Origin of the sequence: Sorangium sp. So ce887, from assembly GCF_051521455.1 — a bacterium.
Taxonomy (GTDB): domain Bacteria; phylum Myxococcota_A; class Polyangia; order Polyangiales; family Polyangiaceae; genus Sorangium.
In genome coordinates this window covers 12,193,677-12,210,898 of sequence record NZ_CP150354.1, presented here as the reverse complement: position 1 = coordinate 12,210,898, position 17,222 = coordinate 12,193,677, and the positions used below count along the sequence as shown (strand labels likewise).

Sequence of the window (17,222 nt, the reverse complement as noted above, 5' to 3'; positions counted from 1 at the left end):
GAGCTGGGCCCGAGCTGGCGAGCTCGCTCTCCTCAAACCGAAGCTCGCGGAGATCCTCGAGACTCCACGGCGGGAGCGCGCGAGGCAGGGTCGGAGACGACGCGCGCGGGGGATGGAGAGCCCCTGCGCGTGGCACCGTGGAGGGTGACGATTTGCAACGACATGACGTTGCCCGGCAGGCCGTGCATCGTTCTCGTCGGGGGAAGGTGCGCCGTGAGGCTCAGCCGCGCGAGCGGCCAGAGGGGCGGCGCCGTGTCCGCGTACGCGACCCGCAGCAGCGCCTCCAGCGCGGCGCCGCCCTCGCCGGCCGCCTCCTGCGCCTAGCGGGGATCGATCAGGAGGATCCCCACGCTCGTCACTGCTGCGTTACCCAATCCTCCTTGACCCTTTTCACCTCGTTGCAATCCCGACGGCAATCCCCGACCCAGTTGTTGCAGGCCCACATGGCATCCGTGCTGGTATGGCCCCACCAGATGGTGACCTCGCCGAGCTCAGCATAGTCGTACCACCAAGTAGGATTGCGCCGCCCGCACTTCCATATGGTTAGACGTACCTTAAGCGCTTGCTGCGCGGTTTCAACCGCCTCCGCCGCCTGGGGGTCGATCGACTCCGCTGACTCGGAATCAGCCGCCTCTGCCGCCTCGGGCTGGGTCTCCTGCTCGTCATCGCCTTCGAGGGAAGCCTCGCCAACGCAGCCACCGAGCACGGCTGCGGCACCGAGGAGCGTCAACGGGAAAACCCTCTTGCTGAACAAGCTCATCTCTTTGCTCTCCTGAGAATTTTTTGCTGGAGGGGACCGTTCGCATCCCGCTCTTGCCTGCTGGATGCTGATTGGCAACGACATGACGTTGCCCGGCAGCCCGTGCATCGTTCTCGTCGGGGGAAAGGGGCGCCGCGAGGCTCAGCCGCGCGAGCGGCCAGAGGCGCGGCGCCGTGTCCGCGTAGGCGACCCGCAGCAGCACCTCCAGCGCGGCGCCGCCCTCGCCGGCCGCCTCCTGCGCCTAGCGGGGATCGATCAGGAGGATCCCCACCCTCGTCACCACTCTGCCCAAGACTCCCCGACCTTGTCCGCGTCGATGCAGGACCCACCTTCATTTCGGCAAGCCCCGACCCACTCGTTGCAGGCCCATATGGCATCCCGCCACTGATGGCCCCACCAGATGGTGACCTCGCCCGCCGGAAGATTCCAATTAAAAGCCCAGCATTTCCATCTGGTTAGCTTTACACGAACCGCTTGCTGCGCGGTTCCAACCGCCTCTGCCGCGTCGGGGTCGATCGCGTCCGCGGACCCGGAATCAGCCGCCTCTGCCGCCTCGGGCTGGGTCTCCTGCTCGTCATCGCCTTCGAGGGAAGCCTCGCCAACGCAGCCACCGAGCACGGCTGCGGCACCGAGGAGCGTCAACGGGAGGACCCTCTTGCTGAACAAGCTCATCTCTTTGCTCTCCTGAGAATTTTTTGCTGAAGGGGACCGTTCGCATCCCGCTCTTGTCTACTGGATGCTCCGGTGGCGGGCCGTCCTTCACCCCATCGTGTGGCCCTCTCTTTTTCCAAAGAAGCCTCCTGTCGCGCTGGCGCTCTCGCTCTCCTCAAGCCGGAGCTCGCGGAGATCCTCGAGCTCCACGGCGGGAGCGCGCGAAGCAGGCTCGGAGACGACGCGCGCGGGGGAGGGAGAGCCCCCGCGCGTGGCACCGTGGAGGGTGACGATTGGCAACGACATGACGTTGCCCGGCAGCCCGTGCATCGTTCTCGTCGGGGGAAGGGGCGCCGCGAGGCTCAGCCGCGCGAGCGGCCAGAGGCGCGGCGCCGTGTCCGCGTACGCGACCCGCAGCAGCGCCTCCAGCGCGGCGCCGCCCTCGCCGGCCGCCTCCTGCGCCTAGCGGGGATCGATCAGGAGGATCCCCACCCTCGTCACCACTCTGTCCAAAATGTCGAGAGATGCCTCGCTTTACCGCAGCCTTTCTCACGGCAACCGCTGAGCCATTGGTTGCAGGCCCATACGGCATCGTTTTCTGTATGGCCCCACCAGATTTCGACTAAGCCCGGTACATGAAAAGAATATGTATGATAAGCACCATCATTCCACCAATGCTGGCACTGCCATTCGGTTAGACGTACCTTAAGCGCTTGCTGCGCGGTCCCAACCGCCTCCGCCGCATCGGGGTCGATCGCGTCCGCTGACTCGGGATCAGCCGCCTCCGCCACGTCGGGCTGGGTCTCCTGCCCGTCATCGCCTTCGAGGGGAGCCTCGCCAACGCAGCCACCGAGCACGGCTGCGGCACCGAGGAGCGTCAACGGGAGGACCCTCTTGCTGAACAAGCTCATCTTTCTATTCTCCTGAGAACTTTTTACTGGAGGGGACCGTTCGCATCCCGCTGTTGTCTACTGGATGCTGCGGTCCCTCGCCGGCCGCCTCGTGCGCCTAGCGGGGGTCGATCAGGAGGATCCCCACGCTCGTCACCACTCTACCGAACCCTCCCCGTGATAGCTCACACTATTGCAGTGCCCCCCACGGCAATCCCAGATCCACTGGTTGCAGGCCCATCGGGCATCGACTTCGGTATGGCCCCACCAGATGGTGACCGGGGCGAGAAGATCAATCCTCACAACCCTATCACCACTAAAAACCCTGTGCTCGCATCCCCATGTGGTTGTCTTTACACGAACCGCTTGCTGCGCGGTTTCAACCGCCTCCGCCGCCTCGGCGTCGATCGACTCCGCTGACTCGGGATCAGCCGCCTCCGCCGCATCGGGCTGGATCTCCTGCCCGTCATCGCCTTCGAGGGAAGCCTCCCCAACGCAGCCACCGAGCACGGCTGCGGCACCGAGGAGCGTCAACGGGAGGACCCTCTTGCGGAACAAGCTCATCTTTCTATTCTCCTGAGAACTTTTTACTGGAGGGGACCGTTCGCATCCCGCTCTTGCCTGCTGGATGCTGCGGTGGCGGGCCGTCCCTCACCCCATCGTGTGCGGCCCGCTCTTTTTCCAAAGAAGCCTCCTGTCGCGCTGGCGAGCTCGATCTCCCCACGCCGGAGCTCGACCGACGAAGAGCGCTGATGGACGTCATCGAAGCGCTCGATGACCCGCACATCCCCATCGCGCAGGCGTGTGCGGCACTCGGCATCAGCCGCGCCACCCTCTACCGGCAGACCCGGCCCGCGAAGCCGCCCGCGCTGCCCAGGCCCGCTCCGAGCCCACGCCGGCTCAGTGACCCCGAGCGGCAAGCCGTGCTCGACGTGCTGCACAGCGACGAGCTCGTCGACCAGGCCTCGCCGGAGGTCTACGCGACTCTGCTGTCGCGTAGACCTCGCCTCCATCCGCACGATGTACCGGCTGCTCACGGCGTCCGGTGAGAGCGGCGAGCGACGCGCGCAGCGTGGGCCGATGGAGCATGCCCAGCCGACGCTCACCGCCACGGCCCCCAACCAGATCTGGACCTGGGATAGCACCAAGCTGTGCGGGCCGCTGCCCGGGGTCTTCTACTGCCTGTACGTCGCCATCGACCTGTTTCGCATGACCGTTGCCTGGCTACTACTCTGCATGAATAGAACCCCACTTTGTAAAGCACTGCCGGTTGCATGCCAATCTCCATTCGTTACAGGCCCAAGTGGCCGACTGGTTATTATGAGGTTCCCAATCGATGGTGACGGAACTGACCTGGCGGTCCTCAAACCACCACAGCACGGGGAAAGTCCGGAAGCACGGCCATGAGCTGGTTTTAACCGCTTGCTGCGCGGTCCCAACCGCCTCCTCCGCGTCGGGGTCGATCGCGTCCGCTGACTCGGGCTGGGTCTCCTGCCCGTCATCGCCTTCGAGGGAAGCCTCCACAACGCAGCCACCGAGCACGACTGCGGCACCGAGGAGCGTCAACGGGAGGACCCTCTTGCTGAACAAGCTCATCTTCTTACTCTCCTGAGAATTTTTTACTGAAGCGGACCGTTCGCATCCCGCTCTTGCTTACTGGATGCTCCGGTGTCGGGCCGTCCTTCACCCAATCGTGTGCGGCTTTCTCTTTTTCCAAAGAAGCCTCCGGTCGCGCTGGCGATCTCGCTCTCCTCACGCCGGAGCTCTCGGAGATCCTTTCTCGTCGGGGGCAACCTCCTCGCCTTGAAGCTCCGACGGCAGCACCATGAAGTCTCGGGGACATCAGGCCGTGGCGATAGGGGCGAGCGGAGCGACGTGAGTCCGCGTCCGCCGCTACATCGCGCACCGGCTCATGCGCGAGCAGCGCGGCGACGTCCTCGCCGGCGGCCTCATGCGCCTAGCGGGGATCGATCAGGAGGAGCCCCACGCTCGTCACCCTGACCATGTCCCGTCGTCTTTATTTGACCAGTAGGTCTGCAAAGCGAAGCAGCCCCCGCCATTATCGCACGCGGAGAGCCAGTTGTTGCAGGCCCGTTCGCCATCCCACCACTTATGGCCCCACGAGATCGTGACAGAGCCGGCGGGGTGGTGAGGCGACGAATGCTTGTAGCACCAAGATTTGGAATATTTGGAATAAATAGCCGCTTGCTGCGCGGCTCCAACCGCCTCCTCCGCGTCGGGGTCGATCGCGTCCGCCGCCCCGGGCTGGGTCTCCTGCTCGTCATCGCCTTCGAGGGGAGCCGCGCCAACGCAGCCACCGAGCACGGCTGCGGCACCGAGGAGCGTCAACGGGAGGACCCTCTTGCTGAGCAAGCTCATCCTTTTACTCTCCTGAGAATTTTTTGCTGGAGGGGACCGTTCGCATCCCGCTCTCTCTCGCCTGCTGGATGCCGCGGTGGCGGGCCGTCCTTCACCCAATCGTGTGCGGCCCTCTCTTTTTCCAAGGAAGCCTCCTGTCGCGCTGGCGATCTCGCTCTCCTCAAGCCGGAGCTCCTCGAGCTCCACGGCGGGAGCGCGCGAGGCAGGCTCGGAGACGACGCGCGCGGGGGAGGGAGAGCCCTGGCGACGGCGCGCCGGGTGCCCGCCTCAGAATCGCTTCAGTGGATGCTGGTGTCCGGGTTGCGCCGGGCAGGTGTCCGGAATGCCGATGGCGACGATGTGGTTCCGGACATCACCGTCTCAGCTCTGCCGGGAGGCTTCCGACAGCCTCCGGTTTGAGTCTCAGCTCTGCCGGGAGGCTTCCGACAGCCTCCGGTTTGAGTCTCAGCTCTGCCGGGAGGCTTCCGACAGCCTCCGGTTGGGGTCGGGTCACATTCTGATGAAGGACCCGCCGGACGCCGGCATTCAAGGAAGCGTGGAGCAATGTGTCGACGCAGAGGTCCTCGCCGGACGCAGGCCGCCCCGTAGCTTCGCCGCCGAGCACGCCGGCTTCGTGTGGGCCACCCTGCAGCGGTTCGGTATCCATCTGCCGGACCGCGAGGACGCGGTCCAGGACGTCTTCATCGTGGTCCAGCGGCGTCTCCCCGCCTTCGACTGGGCCTATCCGGTCACGACGTGGCTCTTCGCCATCTGCCGGCGCGTCGCCGCCTCGTACCGCCGGCGCGCGCACACGCGGCACGAGCGCGTCAGCGAGGAGGTCTACGGCGTCGCGGATCCCGCGGTGGGCCCCGAGGAGATCACCTCCGGGAACCAGGCAAGACAGCAGCTCGATCGCATCCTCCAGGCAATGGACCTCGATCGGCGCGCCGTCTTCGTGATGTTCGAGATCGAGGAGATGCCGTGCAGCGAGATCGCCAATCTGATCGGCATCCCCGTGGGGACGGTCTACTCGCGCCTTCACGCGGCGCGGAAAGAGTTTGCAGTGCTGTTGAAGAGGACCGAGGCTGAGCGCTCGCGACGAGGTGGCATATGAACGACCCGAAGCGGTGGATCGAGGAGGAGAGAGGCGCCCCGGCCGGGGCGCGCGAGCTGCTGCGCTCGGCCGTGCGCCCACGGCCGATGACGCCCGTCGAAGCGGCGCGCACGGCGGCCCGCGTGGCGCCGCTCGCGGCGGCCCCGAGCGGCGGCGCCCCGCTGCCCATGTGGGCGAAGGGCCTGCTCGTCGTGGCGGGGCTCGGGGCCGGCGGCCTCGCCCTCCACGGCGTCGTTCAGGGAGGCCTGCGCGCCGCCGTGCTGGCCCCGCCGCCGCCTCGGCTGGAGCACCTGCCGCCGGAGCGCCTCCTCTCGATCGCGCGGGGCGCCATGCGCTCCGTGGAGGCGGCGCCGGCTGCCCCTGCGCTGGATCCACTGTCCCCGGCCGCCGAGGCGCCCCGTCCGGCCGCGTCCGCCCCTCGCCGGGAGCCGCCGCCGCGGAACGTCCGGCAGAACAAGCCCGCGCCGCCTCCGGCGCCAGCCGGGAGCGCGGCGTCCGAGAGCGACGCGCTGCTCCGGGAGGCGACGCGCCTGGAGCAGGCCAGGGCGCGGCTCGCGCAGTCGCCGGAGGCCTCCCTCGCGGCGCTGGACGAGCACAGGCGCGAGTTTCCGAGAGGCCAGCTCACGGCAGAGCGCGAGTTCATCGCCATCGACGCGCTGATGCGGCTCGGCCGCACGGAGGAAGCGCGCGCGCACGCGGAGGCGTTTCTCGCGAGGTACGCGTCGAGCCCCTACGCCGAGCGGGTGCGCCGCCTCGCCGGCCGCGCCCCTTCAGGCAGCGCCCCTTGAAACGACGGCGGCTTCTCCCAAGGCACCGCCGGCGCCGGGGGGGGACGATCGTTGCGAGCCGCAGCTCGCGGGGGTGGTGCGCGACTTCAAGGCCTTCGACTCCGAGGGCGGGCACCCCGACTTCGAGTTCTTCGCGGGCGCGTACATGATAGGCCTGGTCGAGCCCGAGCTCGGCCCCGACGACAAGCCGGTTTATGCCCATGAGGGCGGCACAAATCAAACGACCGGGCCCGAGGCGTTCTATCAGTGGTATCACGACGACCCCACGGTCAACATACGGCTTCCGCACATCGTCCCTCTCAAGGTGAGCGAGCGCGGCCTCGGACACTTCTGGGGAAAGCAGTTCTTCCCCATCGACGATCAGGGGTGGGGCAACGAGAGGCGGGAGCACAACTTCGGCTTCACGTACGAGCTCCACATGACGTTCGAGTACCGGCCCGGCGGCGTCTTCTGGTTCATCGGTGACGACGATCTCTGGGTGTTCATCAACAGGCGCCTCGCCATCGACATGGGCGGGCTCCACTTCGCGACCCCGGCGTACGTCGATCTCGACGCGAGCGCCTAGGAGCTCGGCATCGAGGTCGGCAAGGAGTATCCGCTCGACTTCTTCTACGCGGAGCGCCGCGGCGGCGGGTCGATGTTCTCGATATCGACGTCGTTCACGTTCACGAACTGCGACCCGATCCTGAGGTAGCGCCGAGAGCGCGCTGCGCGCCAGCTGTTGCCCGCGAGCCTCGGCGGCTTCGCGGTGAGCGGCGGCGCGGAGGTGCGCGTCGCCGCATCGGTGTTGCCGATCAGCCGGAAGCGCCGGAAGCGGCATGGCGCTTCGTCGCCAGGAACGTCTCCCGTACGTTCTCCCAGCTCGGGTCCACCTTGAACCCGACCTCCACGCAGGAGCACTTCCGGAGCTCGATCCATCGCCGGTAATGGGTGGCATCGGTGTGCGAGAGAACACGCTCCCCGATGGAGAGCGTCGCGTACGCGCGGCGCATCATCCAGGGAATGTAAGCGGAGCGATGTTTGGACACTCACGCGAGGAGTGAGCACAGCACCGCCATCTCGAGGAAGTGCGTCGCCAGGAGCCAGAATCCAGATGCGCGCCGGGAGCGCGCTCGCTCCGTGCGCTCGAAGGTCTTCACCCACATCGAGTCGGTGAAAGGAAACCAGAAGAGCTCCACGGAGTCAGAGGCCCGGACGAGCTCCGGCATGCGTTCCAGCGCCTCCTCGATCGGCATGCGCGCATCGACCTGGAGGACTCGATGAGCGGGCTCGACGCGGAGGCGAACCCGGACGATGATCCCGAACATGCCGAGGCCGAGCCGCGCGGCTGCCATGGTCTCGGCGCCGACGGACTCGTCGGAGAGGACGCGTCGTGCTCCGGTGGCGTCCACCACCTCGAAGGCGAGCACGAGATCCCCCATCGTGCAGGTGTCCTTTCCCGAACCATGGGTGCCCATGGACACGATCCCGGCCACGCGCACCGTCTCGAGCACGACGTTCCACGGCGTTTGCAGGCCCGCCGCCTTGAGCACCGCGTTGAGCTGGCGGTTCGTCACCCCGCAGTCCACCCACACCGCCGGCTGCTGAGGATCAGAGAGATCCACCTCCACCCGGTCGAGCCGCTCGCAGTACACGAGGACGTCGTCCGTGGGCACGAAGCCGGCCCACGTGAAGCCCGAGGCCACAACCCGGACGCGCTGCCCTTCGCGCGCCGCGTCGCGTACCACGCCGCAGAGATCGTCCACCATGAGGGGGACACAGACGACCTGGGGCAGGCACGCCTGGCTCCCAGCCCAGTTGCGCCAGGGGACGCGCTCTTGGCGCAGGATGCGGCGGCGCTCGGCGTCCTCGAGCTCGGCGCGCAGGCCCGGCCGGTAGCGCCCCGCGAGCAGGCCGATCAGCCAGAAATGAAATGGCCCCCAGATCACGGCATGTGTGGTGTGAAGCCCGTCGTAGAGCCGCCAGCCCGTGGCGAGGTAGGGCGCGTGCTCGTGGTAATACGCGTGGGAGAAGAGCGCCGTGAACCCGCCCACGAGCACCATAAGCAAGGGCAGGAGGACGCCGACGAGCACGCCGTGGCCGGGCCCCCAGAGGCCAGGGAGCAGGGCCGCCCACGTCAGGCTGAAGGTGAGCACGAGGACGGGGACGAGGGCATCCAGGGCCAGCCAGTACAACACCGAGCCCAGGACGAACGCCGCCCCCAGGTTCGCGCCCAAGACGGGCACCCCCCCAGGGGACCCGGATCTGCGAGAGCAGCGTCGTCAAGCCTGCCCAGAGGAGGGTGTTGCTCCAGATATGAACGCGGCGGTTTGCAGGATTCTTGTGCTCTATGAACTGTGGTAGTACGAGGCGAAAGAGGTGACGCGACATGAGAGCGACCTCCAGTGGGTTCATTCGCTAACCCGTATGCATACGCCCCAATGGATGCTGCGGTGGCGGACCGTCCTTCACCCGATCGTCTTCGTGGACCGACGCCGCCCCGCGCCCAGCATCGTCGACCCCGGCGAGAGCCGCAAGGGGCCGTGCCCTTGGCGATGGCCGGGTGGTTGCGGTGAGCCCTCAGCCGGCGGCAGGGGCGCGGTCCCGAGGGCATCCGCGTGGCTTAGATAGCCAAGCAGCCCAAGGGATTATTACGGCACTGCGGGAGCCAGTTGTTGCAGGCCCATTCGGCATCCCACTCCTGAAAGCCCCACCAGATCGTGACCTCGCCGGTCCATTGATAACGATTTCTGTCAAAACGAAGGTAGCACCACCATGTGCTATGAACCGCTTGCTGCGCGGTTCCAACCGCCTCCGCCGCGTCGGGGTCGATCGAGTCCGCTGACTCGAGATCAGCCGCCTCCGCCACCTCGGGCTGGGTCTCCTGCTCGTCATCGCCTTCGAGGGAAGCCTCGCTAGCGCAGCCACCGAGCACGGCTGCGGCACCGAGGAGCGTCAACGGGAGGACCCTCTTGCTGAACAAGCTCATCGTTTGATTCTCCTGAGAATTTTTTACTGGAGGGGACCGTTCGCATCGCGGTCTCTCTCGCCTGCTGGATGCGCCGGTGGCGGGCCGTCCTTCACCAAATCGTCTGCGGCCATCTCTTTTTCTCTTTTTCGAAAGAAGCCTCCTGTCGCGCTGGCAGGCTCGATCTCCTCAACCCCCGCGGCCGGGGCGCGGTCCCGAGGGCATCCGCGTGGCTTATCTCAGCCGGCTCGCCCAGCAGCCCCTGTACTACCGCAGAACGAGATCCAGCTGCTGCTGGCCCAGGCGTGTAACTGGCCACGTAGATCCGCGGAAATTGGACGCGAACTGGCTCCAGGAGGTGGGCCGCCGGTAAACCTCGCGGGGGCGGCGTGACAAAAGTGCGTGACGGATCACCCTGCCGAGAAATTGGCCTTTGCGTCCACTGTCGCTCCGGCCGAGAGCGCGCTCGATGTCCAGACGACGGCCGCGCGCGTGTCACGTGCCCGTCGCCGCATCGCGCGCGGGCTGCGGCTGCCAGGCGACTTTTGTTGGAGAGGAAAGGCCGCGCCGGTGACGACCGCGAGCCCGGGCACGATTCCGTCGGCCAATGGCGAAATCGCGTCCGGGACCCGCGGATCGTGATGGCCGTCTACACCGGTTGGCGCTGTCCGCCTCGGGCCGCGCAAACCTGGCGACCTCAGCGAGATTCAGGCAAGGAGGCGCTCGCTGCTTGAGTGGAGCCGAATACGACGACTACCTTGACGAAATTCCAGGCTACCTTCATCGTATGTAGTCATCCCGAAACACTGCCCGGCACGAAAATTCGTCGCTTCCACACTCCCCGACCCAGCTGTTGCAGGCCCATTCGGCATCAGAATAGCGATGGCCCCACCAGAGTTCGACCCAGCCGACGGTACGGCCTATCCACTGCCACTTCCCATTTTGGTACTCGTGATAATAACGCCAGCAACTCCATAGGGTATAATACACTGGCGCTTCTGACGCGTCTTGCGCTTGCTGCGCGGTTCCAACCGCCTCCGCCGCGTCGGGGTCGATCGAGTCCGCTGACTCGGGATCAGCCGCCTCCGCCGCCTCGGGCTGGGTCTCCTGCTCGTCATCGCCTTCGAGGGAAGCCTCGCTAGCGCAGCCACCGAGCACGGCTGCGGCACCGAGGAGCGTCAACGGGAGGATCCCCTTGCTGAACAAGCTCATTTCTTACTCTCCTGGGAATGTTTTACTGGGAGCGGATCGTTCGCATCCCGATCTCGCTCGCCTGGTGGATGCTGCGGTGGCGGGCCGTCCTTCGCCAAATCGTAATCTCCTTTTCGAAAAAAGCCTCCTGTCGCGCTGGCGAGCTCGATCTGCTCCTCCTCCAGCCTGAGCTCCTCGATCTCCACGGCGGAAGCACGCCAGGCAGGCTCGGAGACGACGCGCGCAGGGCAGCGAGAGCCCGCGACGGCGTGCCAGGTGCCGAGGCGGGCCTTGAGCGGCGCGGAGGCGTCGGGCCTCGGGTTTGGTCAGGGCGAGGGAGCGGCTTCGGTGGTACGGGCGGCGCGCGGGGCGATCTCCTCCTGCGCGAACAGCACGGGCCGCCACTCCTTCTGCGAGAACAGCTCGGTCTGGTCCGCGAAATGGGGCGACGTCGGGTCGGTCGATTGCGAACAGGTGAGCAGCGCCTCGGCGCGGGGGCCGCCGCTCGTGTGCTCGACGGCCATCACGAAGCTCGTGCCGACGTTGATCGGATAGCCCGAGGTGGTGAGGCCGGTCGTCGCGGTGACGATCGTACGGGCGCGAGGCGCGACAGACCGCAGCCGCGTCGCTGCCTTGCACCGCCGGCCGCCCCCGGGCAGGCTTCCGCCATGGGCGAGCCGGCCGAGAAGCCCCGCCGCGCCACGTACGCCGCCGCCGCGAGGTGAGCCCTCAGCCCGGCACGACGCCGCCGCGAGGTGAGCCCTCGGCCCGCGCCAGCGGCGCGGCCCCGAGGGCATCCGCGTGGCTTACTCCTCAGAGATAAGTAGGGTTACTTGCAGCAACCCAGCAGCCAGTCGCACGGCACAACGAGGATATGTTATTGCAGGCCGTAAGGGCATCGTATTCAGACTTGTACTCGGAGAAAGTGACCGTTGCGTGGTGAAAGACACCCCACATGCAATACCATTTCTTTGCGACTTCAAGCTCTTGCTGCGCGGTTCCGACCGCCTCCGCCGCGTCGGGGTCAATCGCCTCCGCCGCGTTGGGGTCGATCGACTCCGCTGACTCGGGATCAGCCGCATCTGGCTGGGTCTCCTGCTCGTCGTCGCCTTCGAGGGAAGCCTCCCCAATGCAGCCACCGAGCACGGCTGCGGCACCGAGGAGCGTCAACGGGAGGACCCTCTTGCTGAACAAGCTCATCTTCTTACTCTCCTGAGAATTCTTTACTGGACGGGACCGTTCGCATCCCGCTCTTGCCTCCTGGATGCTGCGGTGACGGGCCGTCCTTCACCCAATCGTGTGCGGCCACTTCTTTTTCGAAAGAAGCCTCCTGTCGCGCTGGCGAACTCGATCTCCTCGAGCCGGAGCTGGCGGAGATTTTCGAGCTCCACGGCGGGAGCGCGCGAGGCAGGCTCGGCGGCGACGCGCGCGGGGCAGGGTGTGCCCCCGCGCGCGGCACCTTGGAGGGTGAAGATTGGCGACGACATGACGTTGCCCGGCAGGCCGTGCATCGTTCGCGTCGGGGGAAGGTGCGCTCTTAGCCGCGCGAGCGGCCAGAGGGGCGGCGCCGTGTCCGCGTAGGCGACCGGCAGGAGCGCCTCCAGCGCGGCGACGTCCTCGCCGACCGCCTCGTGCGCCTAGCGGGGATCGATCAGGAGGATCCCCACGCTCGTCACCAACTCGAGATCGGGTTCTTACTAGCCCAGCAGCCCCCGCCGTTATTTTTGCAGGCCTGGACCCAGGCGTTGCAGGCCCATTCGGCATCCCCTTGATGATGGCCCCACCCGATCAAAACACGGCCGACTTCAACCATCTTATTGGTACGCCAAGTGTCAGGACCAGGAACGAGGCACTGCCATATGCTTTGAGTAATCGCTTGCTGCGCGGTTCCAACCGCCTCCGCCGCGTCGGGGTCGATCGAGTCCGCTGACTCGGGCTGGGTCTCCAGCTCGTCATCGCCTTCGAGAGGATCCGCGCCAACGCAGCCACCGAGCACGGCTGCGGCACCGAGGAGCGTCAACGGGAGGACCCGCTGGCTGAACAAGTTCATCGCTTTATTCTCCTGAGAATTTTTCACTGCAGGGGACCGTTCGCATCCCGCTCTTGCCTACTGGATGCTGCGGTGGCGGCCCGTCCTTCACCCAATCGTGCGCGGCCCTCTCTTTTTCGAAAGAAGCCTTCTTTTGCGCTGGCGATCTCGATCGCCTCAAGCCGGAGCTCGCGGAGCTCCTCGATCGCCACGGCGGGAGCGCACGAGGCAAGCGCGGAGACGACGCGCGCGGAGGTGGCGGAGGCGACGAGCGCTGGCGACCTTCTTCAAAGCAGGCCACCACCCTTCCGGCAGTCTCCGGTTTGAGTTTCATCTCTCCCGGGAGGCTTCCGGCAGCCCCCGACCGGTGGTTGTATGAGCGCGGTCGTGCGGCTGGAACAGGCTCCTCGACCTCGCGTGGGCACAGCGCGGGTTGCCCGGCAGCGCGACCGATCCGGGCGCCGACGCGCCGCTCGTGCGCTGGATCCGCGCGACCCAGCGCCACCCGCACGAGGCCGCGATTGCGGGCGGCATCGCCGCGGAGGCGGGCGCCGCGATCGCGGCGAGCCACGGCCTCGTCGCCCGCGTGGACCTCGCCTCCGGCAGGCCGCACGACCTCCACGGCGAAAAGCGCCTGTCCATGCTGCCCTGCGAGGTCGGCCGGACAGGGCGCGACGCGTGGGTCGCCTGCGCGCTCGGCGCGAAGCCGGGTTCCCGGATCCTGTCTCTCTCGTGGCGCGCGTCCTTGGAGACGGAGGCCCAGGAGCAGTTCGCCGTGCACCGGCATCCGCTCGACGATGAGCGCGTCGCAGGCGAGCCGCCGGTCGCCCTGTGATGGAGAGGTCGTCGCGACGCCGCAAGAGAGCTCCGCTCCTCGCCGAGCCGCGGCGCGATGGCGCTCGCGCCGTGCGCGGCGGAGGCGGGTGCCGCGTTCGAGTGGTGCTCCGCGTGCGTGCTCCAGCGGCGCGGGCGCTGGGCCGCGATCACCCCTCGCTTGAACGGCGACCGCAGCGGAGATTCGTGTCTGAGCGACCACGGCGCCGGCCCGCTCGCGAGCGGGAAGATGGCGATCGGCGAGCTGACCCGCCTGCCGGCGCGCGATGCGCGCCCGCGGGGCGGCCGGTTCTCCTTCGCGGTGGGCGGCGCTCAGGGCGGCGCCGGCGTGATCCTCGATGGCCAGAGAGCGTCCGTGCGCGGGCCTTTCTACGACGTCCGCATGTCCGGCGGAGGCGCGTGCATCGAGAGCGTCACCGCGTGGCTCGCGCCCGAGCTGCCTGCCGCCGAGGGGGATCACACAGGGCCTCTCGGGTCATGGGCCTGCGCGCCGAGGGCGTCGACCGAGCGCCCGCCTTGAGCACCTTCCTCGCGATGTTCATGAAGTTCTTGTGATCGTTTGGCTACGGCTCCGACGCGTGGGCCCGATCCTGGAAAGAACACGAAGGCTGCTTGCCCCCACGGCGGCATCGCAGTACCCAGCCAAGCATGAGCGCCCGCCCAGCCGCGTTCTCGGCGGCCTTCCTGCGCGATTTTTCAGAAGATTTTCTCTCCATCGACCCGTCCGACCTCGCCACGTTCGGCCGCGGCTGGACCAAGGTCGTCGAGCCGAGGCTGTCTGCAGTCGCCTTCCCGCGCTCAACGGCCGAGGTCTCGCGGCCACATCGGCGACGGCAACCGTCACATCAACTCCACATCAACGTCATGCAGCCCGATCACCTCGATGGGAATGAGCTCCTGCGGCGCACCCACGAGGCGGGCCACGCGATCTTTTCGCTCGTCAAGAGCTACCGCGGGAGCATCTCCGCCGAACACGGAATTGGCCTGCTCAAGAGAGGCTATCCCCCTATCCTCGCTCGGCCGAGGAGCTCGCGATCATCAGAAGATCCATCCAGCGGGCGCTCGATTCCCTGAACCTCATGAACCCCGGCAACATCCTCGAGGTCTAGGCTCTGTCGGGCGAACGTCGCGAGCGAGCCGATCCTGGGGCGAGCATGCGCAGGGCTGTGTCGCTCCTCTGCGCATGCGCCGCGCTCGCGCCTGCCGCGGCGCAGGCCGAGTGCGCGCGCGGGGCCGCGGACGTGTCGTGGGTCCGCCTGGAGGGCGCCGAGGAGCAGTGCCCCTCGGCGCCCCAGCTCCGCGCCGAGATCGCGCGGCGGCTCGGGCGGGAGCTCGCCACGATGGGCGGCGGCCTCTCGATCGAGGCCGCGGTGAAGGGGAGCCCCGGGGCATGGTCGGCCCAGATCCGGACGGTCGGGTGCGACGGGACGCCGCCCACGGTGCGCAAGCTCGAGAGCAGCGCGGCGACCTGCGAGGCGATCACCAGCGCAGCAACGCTGGTGATCGCCCTCGCCATCGATCCCATGGCCGCCCTCGCCGCACCGGCCGCGCCTCCCCTGGCCGAAGCCTCGCCCCCGCCGGAGCCACCGGAAGCCCCGCCGCCAGAAGCCCCGCGGCCGGAGCCGCCGCGACGCGCCCCGGCAGAGCCCGCGACGCCGGTGGAACCCCCGCGCGCCGCGCCCCCGCCGCCCCCCGACGCGGAGCGCGCGCCGCGCCCTGGGATCTCGGTCACGCTGCGCGGGCTCGCCGCCACCACGGGCATCCTCCCGGTGGTCGGGCGCGGCGTCGCATGGTCGGCCGAATGGTCCGTCGCGCCGCGCTGGACCCTTGCGTCGGGCGTGCTGTGGCTCCCGGAGCAGCGCGCAGCCGAGCCGGCCCTCGCGTTCGGCCTCACCGCGGGCTGGCTCGGCGTGTGTGCGGAGGCGCTCCGGACCGGGCGGCTCTCGCTCGGCGCGTGCGTCCACCTGCTCGGGGGCGCCGTCCACGCTGTCATCCACGAACATCCGTCCGTGCTCCCCGTCGACCCGGGAGCCCGGCTCTGGGTCAGCCCCAGCGTGGGCACGCGCCTCGCCGTGCGAGTGGTCGGTCCGCTCCGTCTCGAGACCGGGATTGACCTCTACTTTCCGCTGACGCGTTACCGTTTCCAGCTCCAGGGGAACCAGCAGCCGGTCTTCGAGCAGCCCGTGGTTGCCGGCGCGCTCTTCGGTGGGGCCGGGGTCGCGTTTTGATGTTTTGATGAAGGACCCGCCAAACGCCGGCATTCAGGAGAGCGTGGAGCAATGTCTGGACGCAGAGGTCCTCGCCGGACGCAGGCCGCCCCGTAGCTTCGCCGCCGTGCACGCCGAGCACGCCGGCTTTGTGTGGGCCACCCTGCAGCGGTTCGGTATCCATCCGCCGGACCGCGAGGACGCGTTCCAGGACGTCTTCATCGTGGTCCAGCGGCGTCTCCCCGCCTTCGACTGGGCCTGTCCGGTCACGACGTGGCTCTTCGCCATCTGCCGGCGCGTCGCCGCCTCGCACCGCCGGCGCGCGCACCCGCGGCACGAGCACGTCAGCGAGGAGGTCTACGGCGTCGCGGATCCCGCGGCGGGCCCCGAGGAGATCACCTCCGGGAACCAGGCGAGACAGCAGCTCGATCGCATCCTCCAGGCAATGGACCTCGATCGGCGCGCCGTCTTCGTGATGTTCGAGATCGAGGAGATGCCGTGCAGCGAGATCGCCAATCTGATCGGCATCCCCGTGGGGACGGTCTACTCGCGCCTTCACGCGGCGCGGAAAGAATTTGCGGTGCTGTTGACGAGGACCGAGGCTGAGCGCTCGCGACGAGGGGGCATAGGATGAACGACCCGAAGCGGTGGATCGAGGAGGGGGATGGCACCCCGGCCGGGGCGCGCGAGCTGCTGCGCTCGGCCGTGCGCCCACGGCCGATGACGCCCGTCGAGGCGGCGCGCACGGCGGCCCGCGTAGCGCCGCTCGCGGCGGCCCCGAGCGGCGGAGCCGCGCTGCCCATGTGGGCGAAGGGCCTGCTCGTCGTGGCGGGGCTCGGCGCCGGCGGCCTCGCCCTCCACGGCGTCGTTCAGGGAGGCCTGCGCGCCGCCGTGCTGGCCCCGCCGTCGCCTCGGCTGGAGCACCTGCTGGCGGAGCGCCTCCTCTCGTTCGCGCAGGGCGCCATGCGCTCCGTGGAGACGGCGCCGGCTGCCCCTGCGCTGGATCCACCGTCCCCGGCCGCCGAGGCGCCCCGTCCGACCGCGTTCGCCCCTCGCCGGGAGCCGCCGCGCAACGTCGGGCGGAACGTCCGGCAGAACGGTCCCGCGCCCGCTCCTGAGCCGGCCGGGAGCGCGGCGTCCGACGGCGACGCGCTGCTCCGGGAGGCGACGCGCCTGGAGCAGGCCAGGGCGCGGCTCGCGCAGTCGCCGGAGGCCTCCCTCGCGGCGCTGGACGAGCACAGGCGCGAGTTTCCGAAAGGCCAGCTCACGGCAGAGCGGGAGTTCATCACCATCGACGCGCTGATGCGGCTCGGCCGCACGGAGGAGGCGCGCGCGCGCGCGGAGGTGTTTCTCATGAAATATGCGTTGAGCCCCTATGCCGAGCGGGTGCGCCGCCTCGTCGGCAGCGCCCCTTCAGGCGGGGCCCCTTGATACGATGCGCTCGCGTGAGCTT

At 68.2% G+C, this 17,222-nt stretch carries 23 protein-coding genes; 10 read left to right on the top strand and 13 right to left on the bottom strand.

Annotated features, from left to right (window positions below; translation table 11 throughout):
• Positions 1-355: 355 nt before the first annotated feature.
• From WMF36_RS45800 to WMF36_RS45785, 4 genes are all read right to left on the bottom strand, one after another.
• Positions 356-868 carry a hypothetical protein gene (locus WMF36_RS45800; protein WP_437577181.1) on the bottom strand — a complete coding sequence of 171 codons (513 nt, stop codon included), beginning with the start codon at positions 866-868 and terminating at the stop codon, positions 356-358.
• Between the two features lie 168 nt (positions 869-1,036).
• Entirely contained in the window at positions 1,037-1,432 is a 396-nt protein-coding gene (locus WMF36_RS45795; protein ID WP_437577180.1) for a hypothetical protein, read from the bottom strand.
• A 476-nt stretch (positions 1,433-1,908) separates the two neighbouring features.
• Positions 1,909-2,322 (bottom strand): hypothetical protein, encoded by a 414-nt coding sequence (locus WMF36_RS45790; protein WP_437577178.1) that lies wholly within the window; start codon positions 2,320-2,322, stop codon positions 1,909-1,911.
• Positions 2,323-2,454: 132 nt separating this feature from the next.
• Positions 2,455-2,865 carry a hypothetical protein gene (locus WMF36_RS45785; protein ID WP_437577177.1) on the bottom strand — a complete coding sequence of 137 codons (411 nt, stop codon included), beginning with the start codon at positions 2,863-2,865 and terminating at the stop codon, positions 2,455-2,457.
• Between the two features lie 188 nt (positions 2,866-3,053).
• Between WMF36_RS45785 and WMF36_RS45780 the strand changes: the two genes are divergently transcribed.
• Complete coding sequence (locus WMF36_RS45780) at positions 3,054-3,350, top strand: hypothetical protein (protein WP_437577175.1); 297 nt, start codon at positions 3,054-3,056, stop codon at positions 3,348-3,350.
• Positions 3,351-4,293: 943 nt separating this feature from the next.
• On the opposite strand, the gene WMF36_RS45775 is transcribed toward WMF36_RS45780, so the two are convergent.
• Complete coding sequence (locus WMF36_RS45775) at positions 4,294-4,680, bottom strand: hypothetical protein (protein WP_437577173.1); 387 nt, start codon at positions 4,678-4,680, stop codon at positions 4,294-4,296.
• A 322-nt stretch (positions 4,681-5,002) separates the two neighbouring features.
• On the opposite strand from WMF36_RS45775, the gene WMF36_RS45770 reads away from it, so the two are divergent.
• From WMF36_RS45770 to WMF36_RS45760, 3 genes are all read left to right on the top strand, one after another.
• Positions 5,003-5,773: an RNA polymerase sigma factor gene (locus WMF36_RS45770; protein ID WP_437577172.1), complete on the top strand. Its 771-nt coding sequence runs from the start codon at positions 5,003-5,005 to the stop codon at positions 5,771-5,773.
• Positions 5,770-6,561 carry a tetratricopeptide repeat protein gene (locus WMF36_RS45765; protein ID WP_437577171.1) on the top strand — a complete coding sequence of 264 codons (792 nt, stop codon included), beginning with the start codon at positions 5,770-5,772 and terminating at the stop codon, positions 6,559-6,561. Before WMF36_RS45770 ends, WMF36_RS45765 begins: the two co-directional genes overlap by 4 nt.
• Before the next feature lie 73 nt (positions 6,562-6,634).
• The gene (locus WMF36_RS45760; protein ID WP_437577170.1) at positions 6,635-7,126 is read left to right on the top strand and encodes a fibro-slime domain-containing protein; all 492 of its coding nucleotides are present in this window, start codon (positions 6,635-6,637) and stop codon (positions 7,124-7,126) included.
• 229 nt (positions 7,127-7,355) lie between these two features.
• On the opposite strand, the gene WMF36_RS45755 is transcribed toward WMF36_RS45760, so the two are convergent.
• From WMF36_RS45755 to WMF36_RS45720, 8 genes are all read right to left on the bottom strand, one after another.
• Positions 7,356-7,556 carry a hypothetical protein gene (locus WMF36_RS45755; protein ID WP_437577169.1) on the bottom strand — a complete coding sequence of 67 codons (201 nt, stop codon included), beginning with the start codon at positions 7,554-7,556 and terminating at the stop codon, positions 7,356-7,358.
• Positions 7,557-7,589: 33 nt separating this feature from the next.
• Positions 7,590-8,777, bottom strand: coding sequence for an FAD-binding protein (locus WMF36_RS45750; protein WP_437577168.1), 1,188 nt, complete (start codon positions 8,775-8,777; stop codon positions 7,590-7,592).
• Between the two features lie 386 nt (positions 8,778-9,163).
• Complete coding sequence (locus WMF36_RS45745; protein ID WP_437577167.1) at positions 9,164-9,529, bottom strand: hypothetical protein; 366 nt, start codon at positions 9,527-9,529, stop codon at positions 9,164-9,166.
• Between the two features lie 759 nt (positions 9,530-10,288).
• Positions 10,289-10,720, bottom strand: coding sequence for a hypothetical protein (locus tag WMF36_RS45740; protein ID WP_437577166.1), 432 nt, complete (start codon positions 10,718-10,720; stop codon positions 10,289-10,291).
• Positions 10,717-10,905, bottom strand: coding sequence for a hypothetical protein (locus WMF36_RS45735; protein ID WP_437577165.1), 189 nt, complete (start codon positions 10,903-10,905; stop codon positions 10,717-10,719). Before WMF36_RS45735 ends, WMF36_RS45740 begins: the two co-directional genes overlap by 4 nt.
• Before the next feature lie 120 nt (positions 10,906-11,025).
• Entirely contained in the window at positions 11,026-11,496 is a 471-nt protein-coding gene (locus tag WMF36_RS45730; protein ID WP_437577164.1) for a penicillin acylase family protein, read from the bottom strand.
• A gap of 16 nt (positions 11,497-11,512) precedes the next feature.
• A complete protein-coding gene (locus WMF36_RS45725) occupies positions 11,513-11,899 on the bottom strand; it encodes a hypothetical protein (protein ID WP_437577163.1) in 387 nt (128 codons plus the stop codon).
• Positions 11,900-12,371: 472 nt separating this feature from the next.
• The gene (locus WMF36_RS45720) at positions 12,372-12,749 is read right to left on the bottom strand and encodes a hypothetical protein (RefSeq protein ID WP_437577162.1); all 378 of its coding nucleotides are present in this window, start codon (positions 12,747-12,749) and stop codon (positions 12,372-12,374) included.
• A gap of 412 nt (positions 12,750-13,161) precedes the next feature.
• On the opposite strand from WMF36_RS45720, the gene WMF36_RS45715 reads away from it, so the two are divergent.
• The 6 genes from WMF36_RS45715 to WMF36_RS45690 all read left to right on the top strand — a co-directional run bounded on the left by WMF36_RS45715 (position 13,162) and on the right by WMF36_RS45690 (position 17,200).
• The gene (locus WMF36_RS45715) at positions 13,162-13,563 is read left to right on the top strand and encodes a hypothetical protein (protein WP_437577161.1); all 402 of its coding nucleotides are present in this window, start codon (positions 13,162-13,164) and stop codon (positions 13,561-13,563) included.
• A gap of 57 nt (positions 13,564-13,620) precedes the next feature.
• Positions 13,621-14,082, top strand: a complete 462-nt coding sequence (locus WMF36_RS45710) for a hypothetical protein (protein ID WP_437577160.1) — start codon at positions 13,621-13,623, stop codon at positions 14,080-14,082.
• A 128-nt stretch (positions 14,083-14,210) separates the two neighbouring features.
• On the top strand, positions 14,211-14,636 hold the full coding sequence (locus tag WMF36_RS45705; RefSeq protein WP_437577158.1) for an FAD-linked oxidase C-terminal domain-containing protein: 426 nt from the start codon (positions 14,211-14,213) through the stop codon (positions 14,634-14,636).
• An 80-nt stretch (positions 14,637-14,716) separates the two neighbouring features.
• Positions 14,717-15,790, top strand: coding sequence for a hypothetical protein (locus tag WMF36_RS45700; protein WP_437577157.1), 1,074 nt, complete (start codon positions 14,717-14,719; stop codon positions 15,788-15,790).
• Between the two features lie 7 nt (positions 15,791-15,797).
• Positions 15,798-16,403: an RNA polymerase sigma factor gene (locus WMF36_RS45695; protein ID WP_437577156.1), complete on the top strand. Its 606-nt coding sequence runs from the start codon at positions 15,798-15,800 to the stop codon at positions 16,401-16,403.
• Positions 16,400-17,200 carry a hypothetical protein gene (locus WMF36_RS45690; protein ID WP_437577155.1) on the top strand — a complete coding sequence of 267 codons (801 nt, stop codon included), beginning with the start codon at positions 16,400-16,402 and terminating at the stop codon, positions 17,198-17,200. The genes WMF36_RS45695 and WMF36_RS45690 overlap by 4 nt, the downstream gene beginning before the upstream one ends.
• Positions 17,201-17,222: the final 22 nt, after the last annotated feature.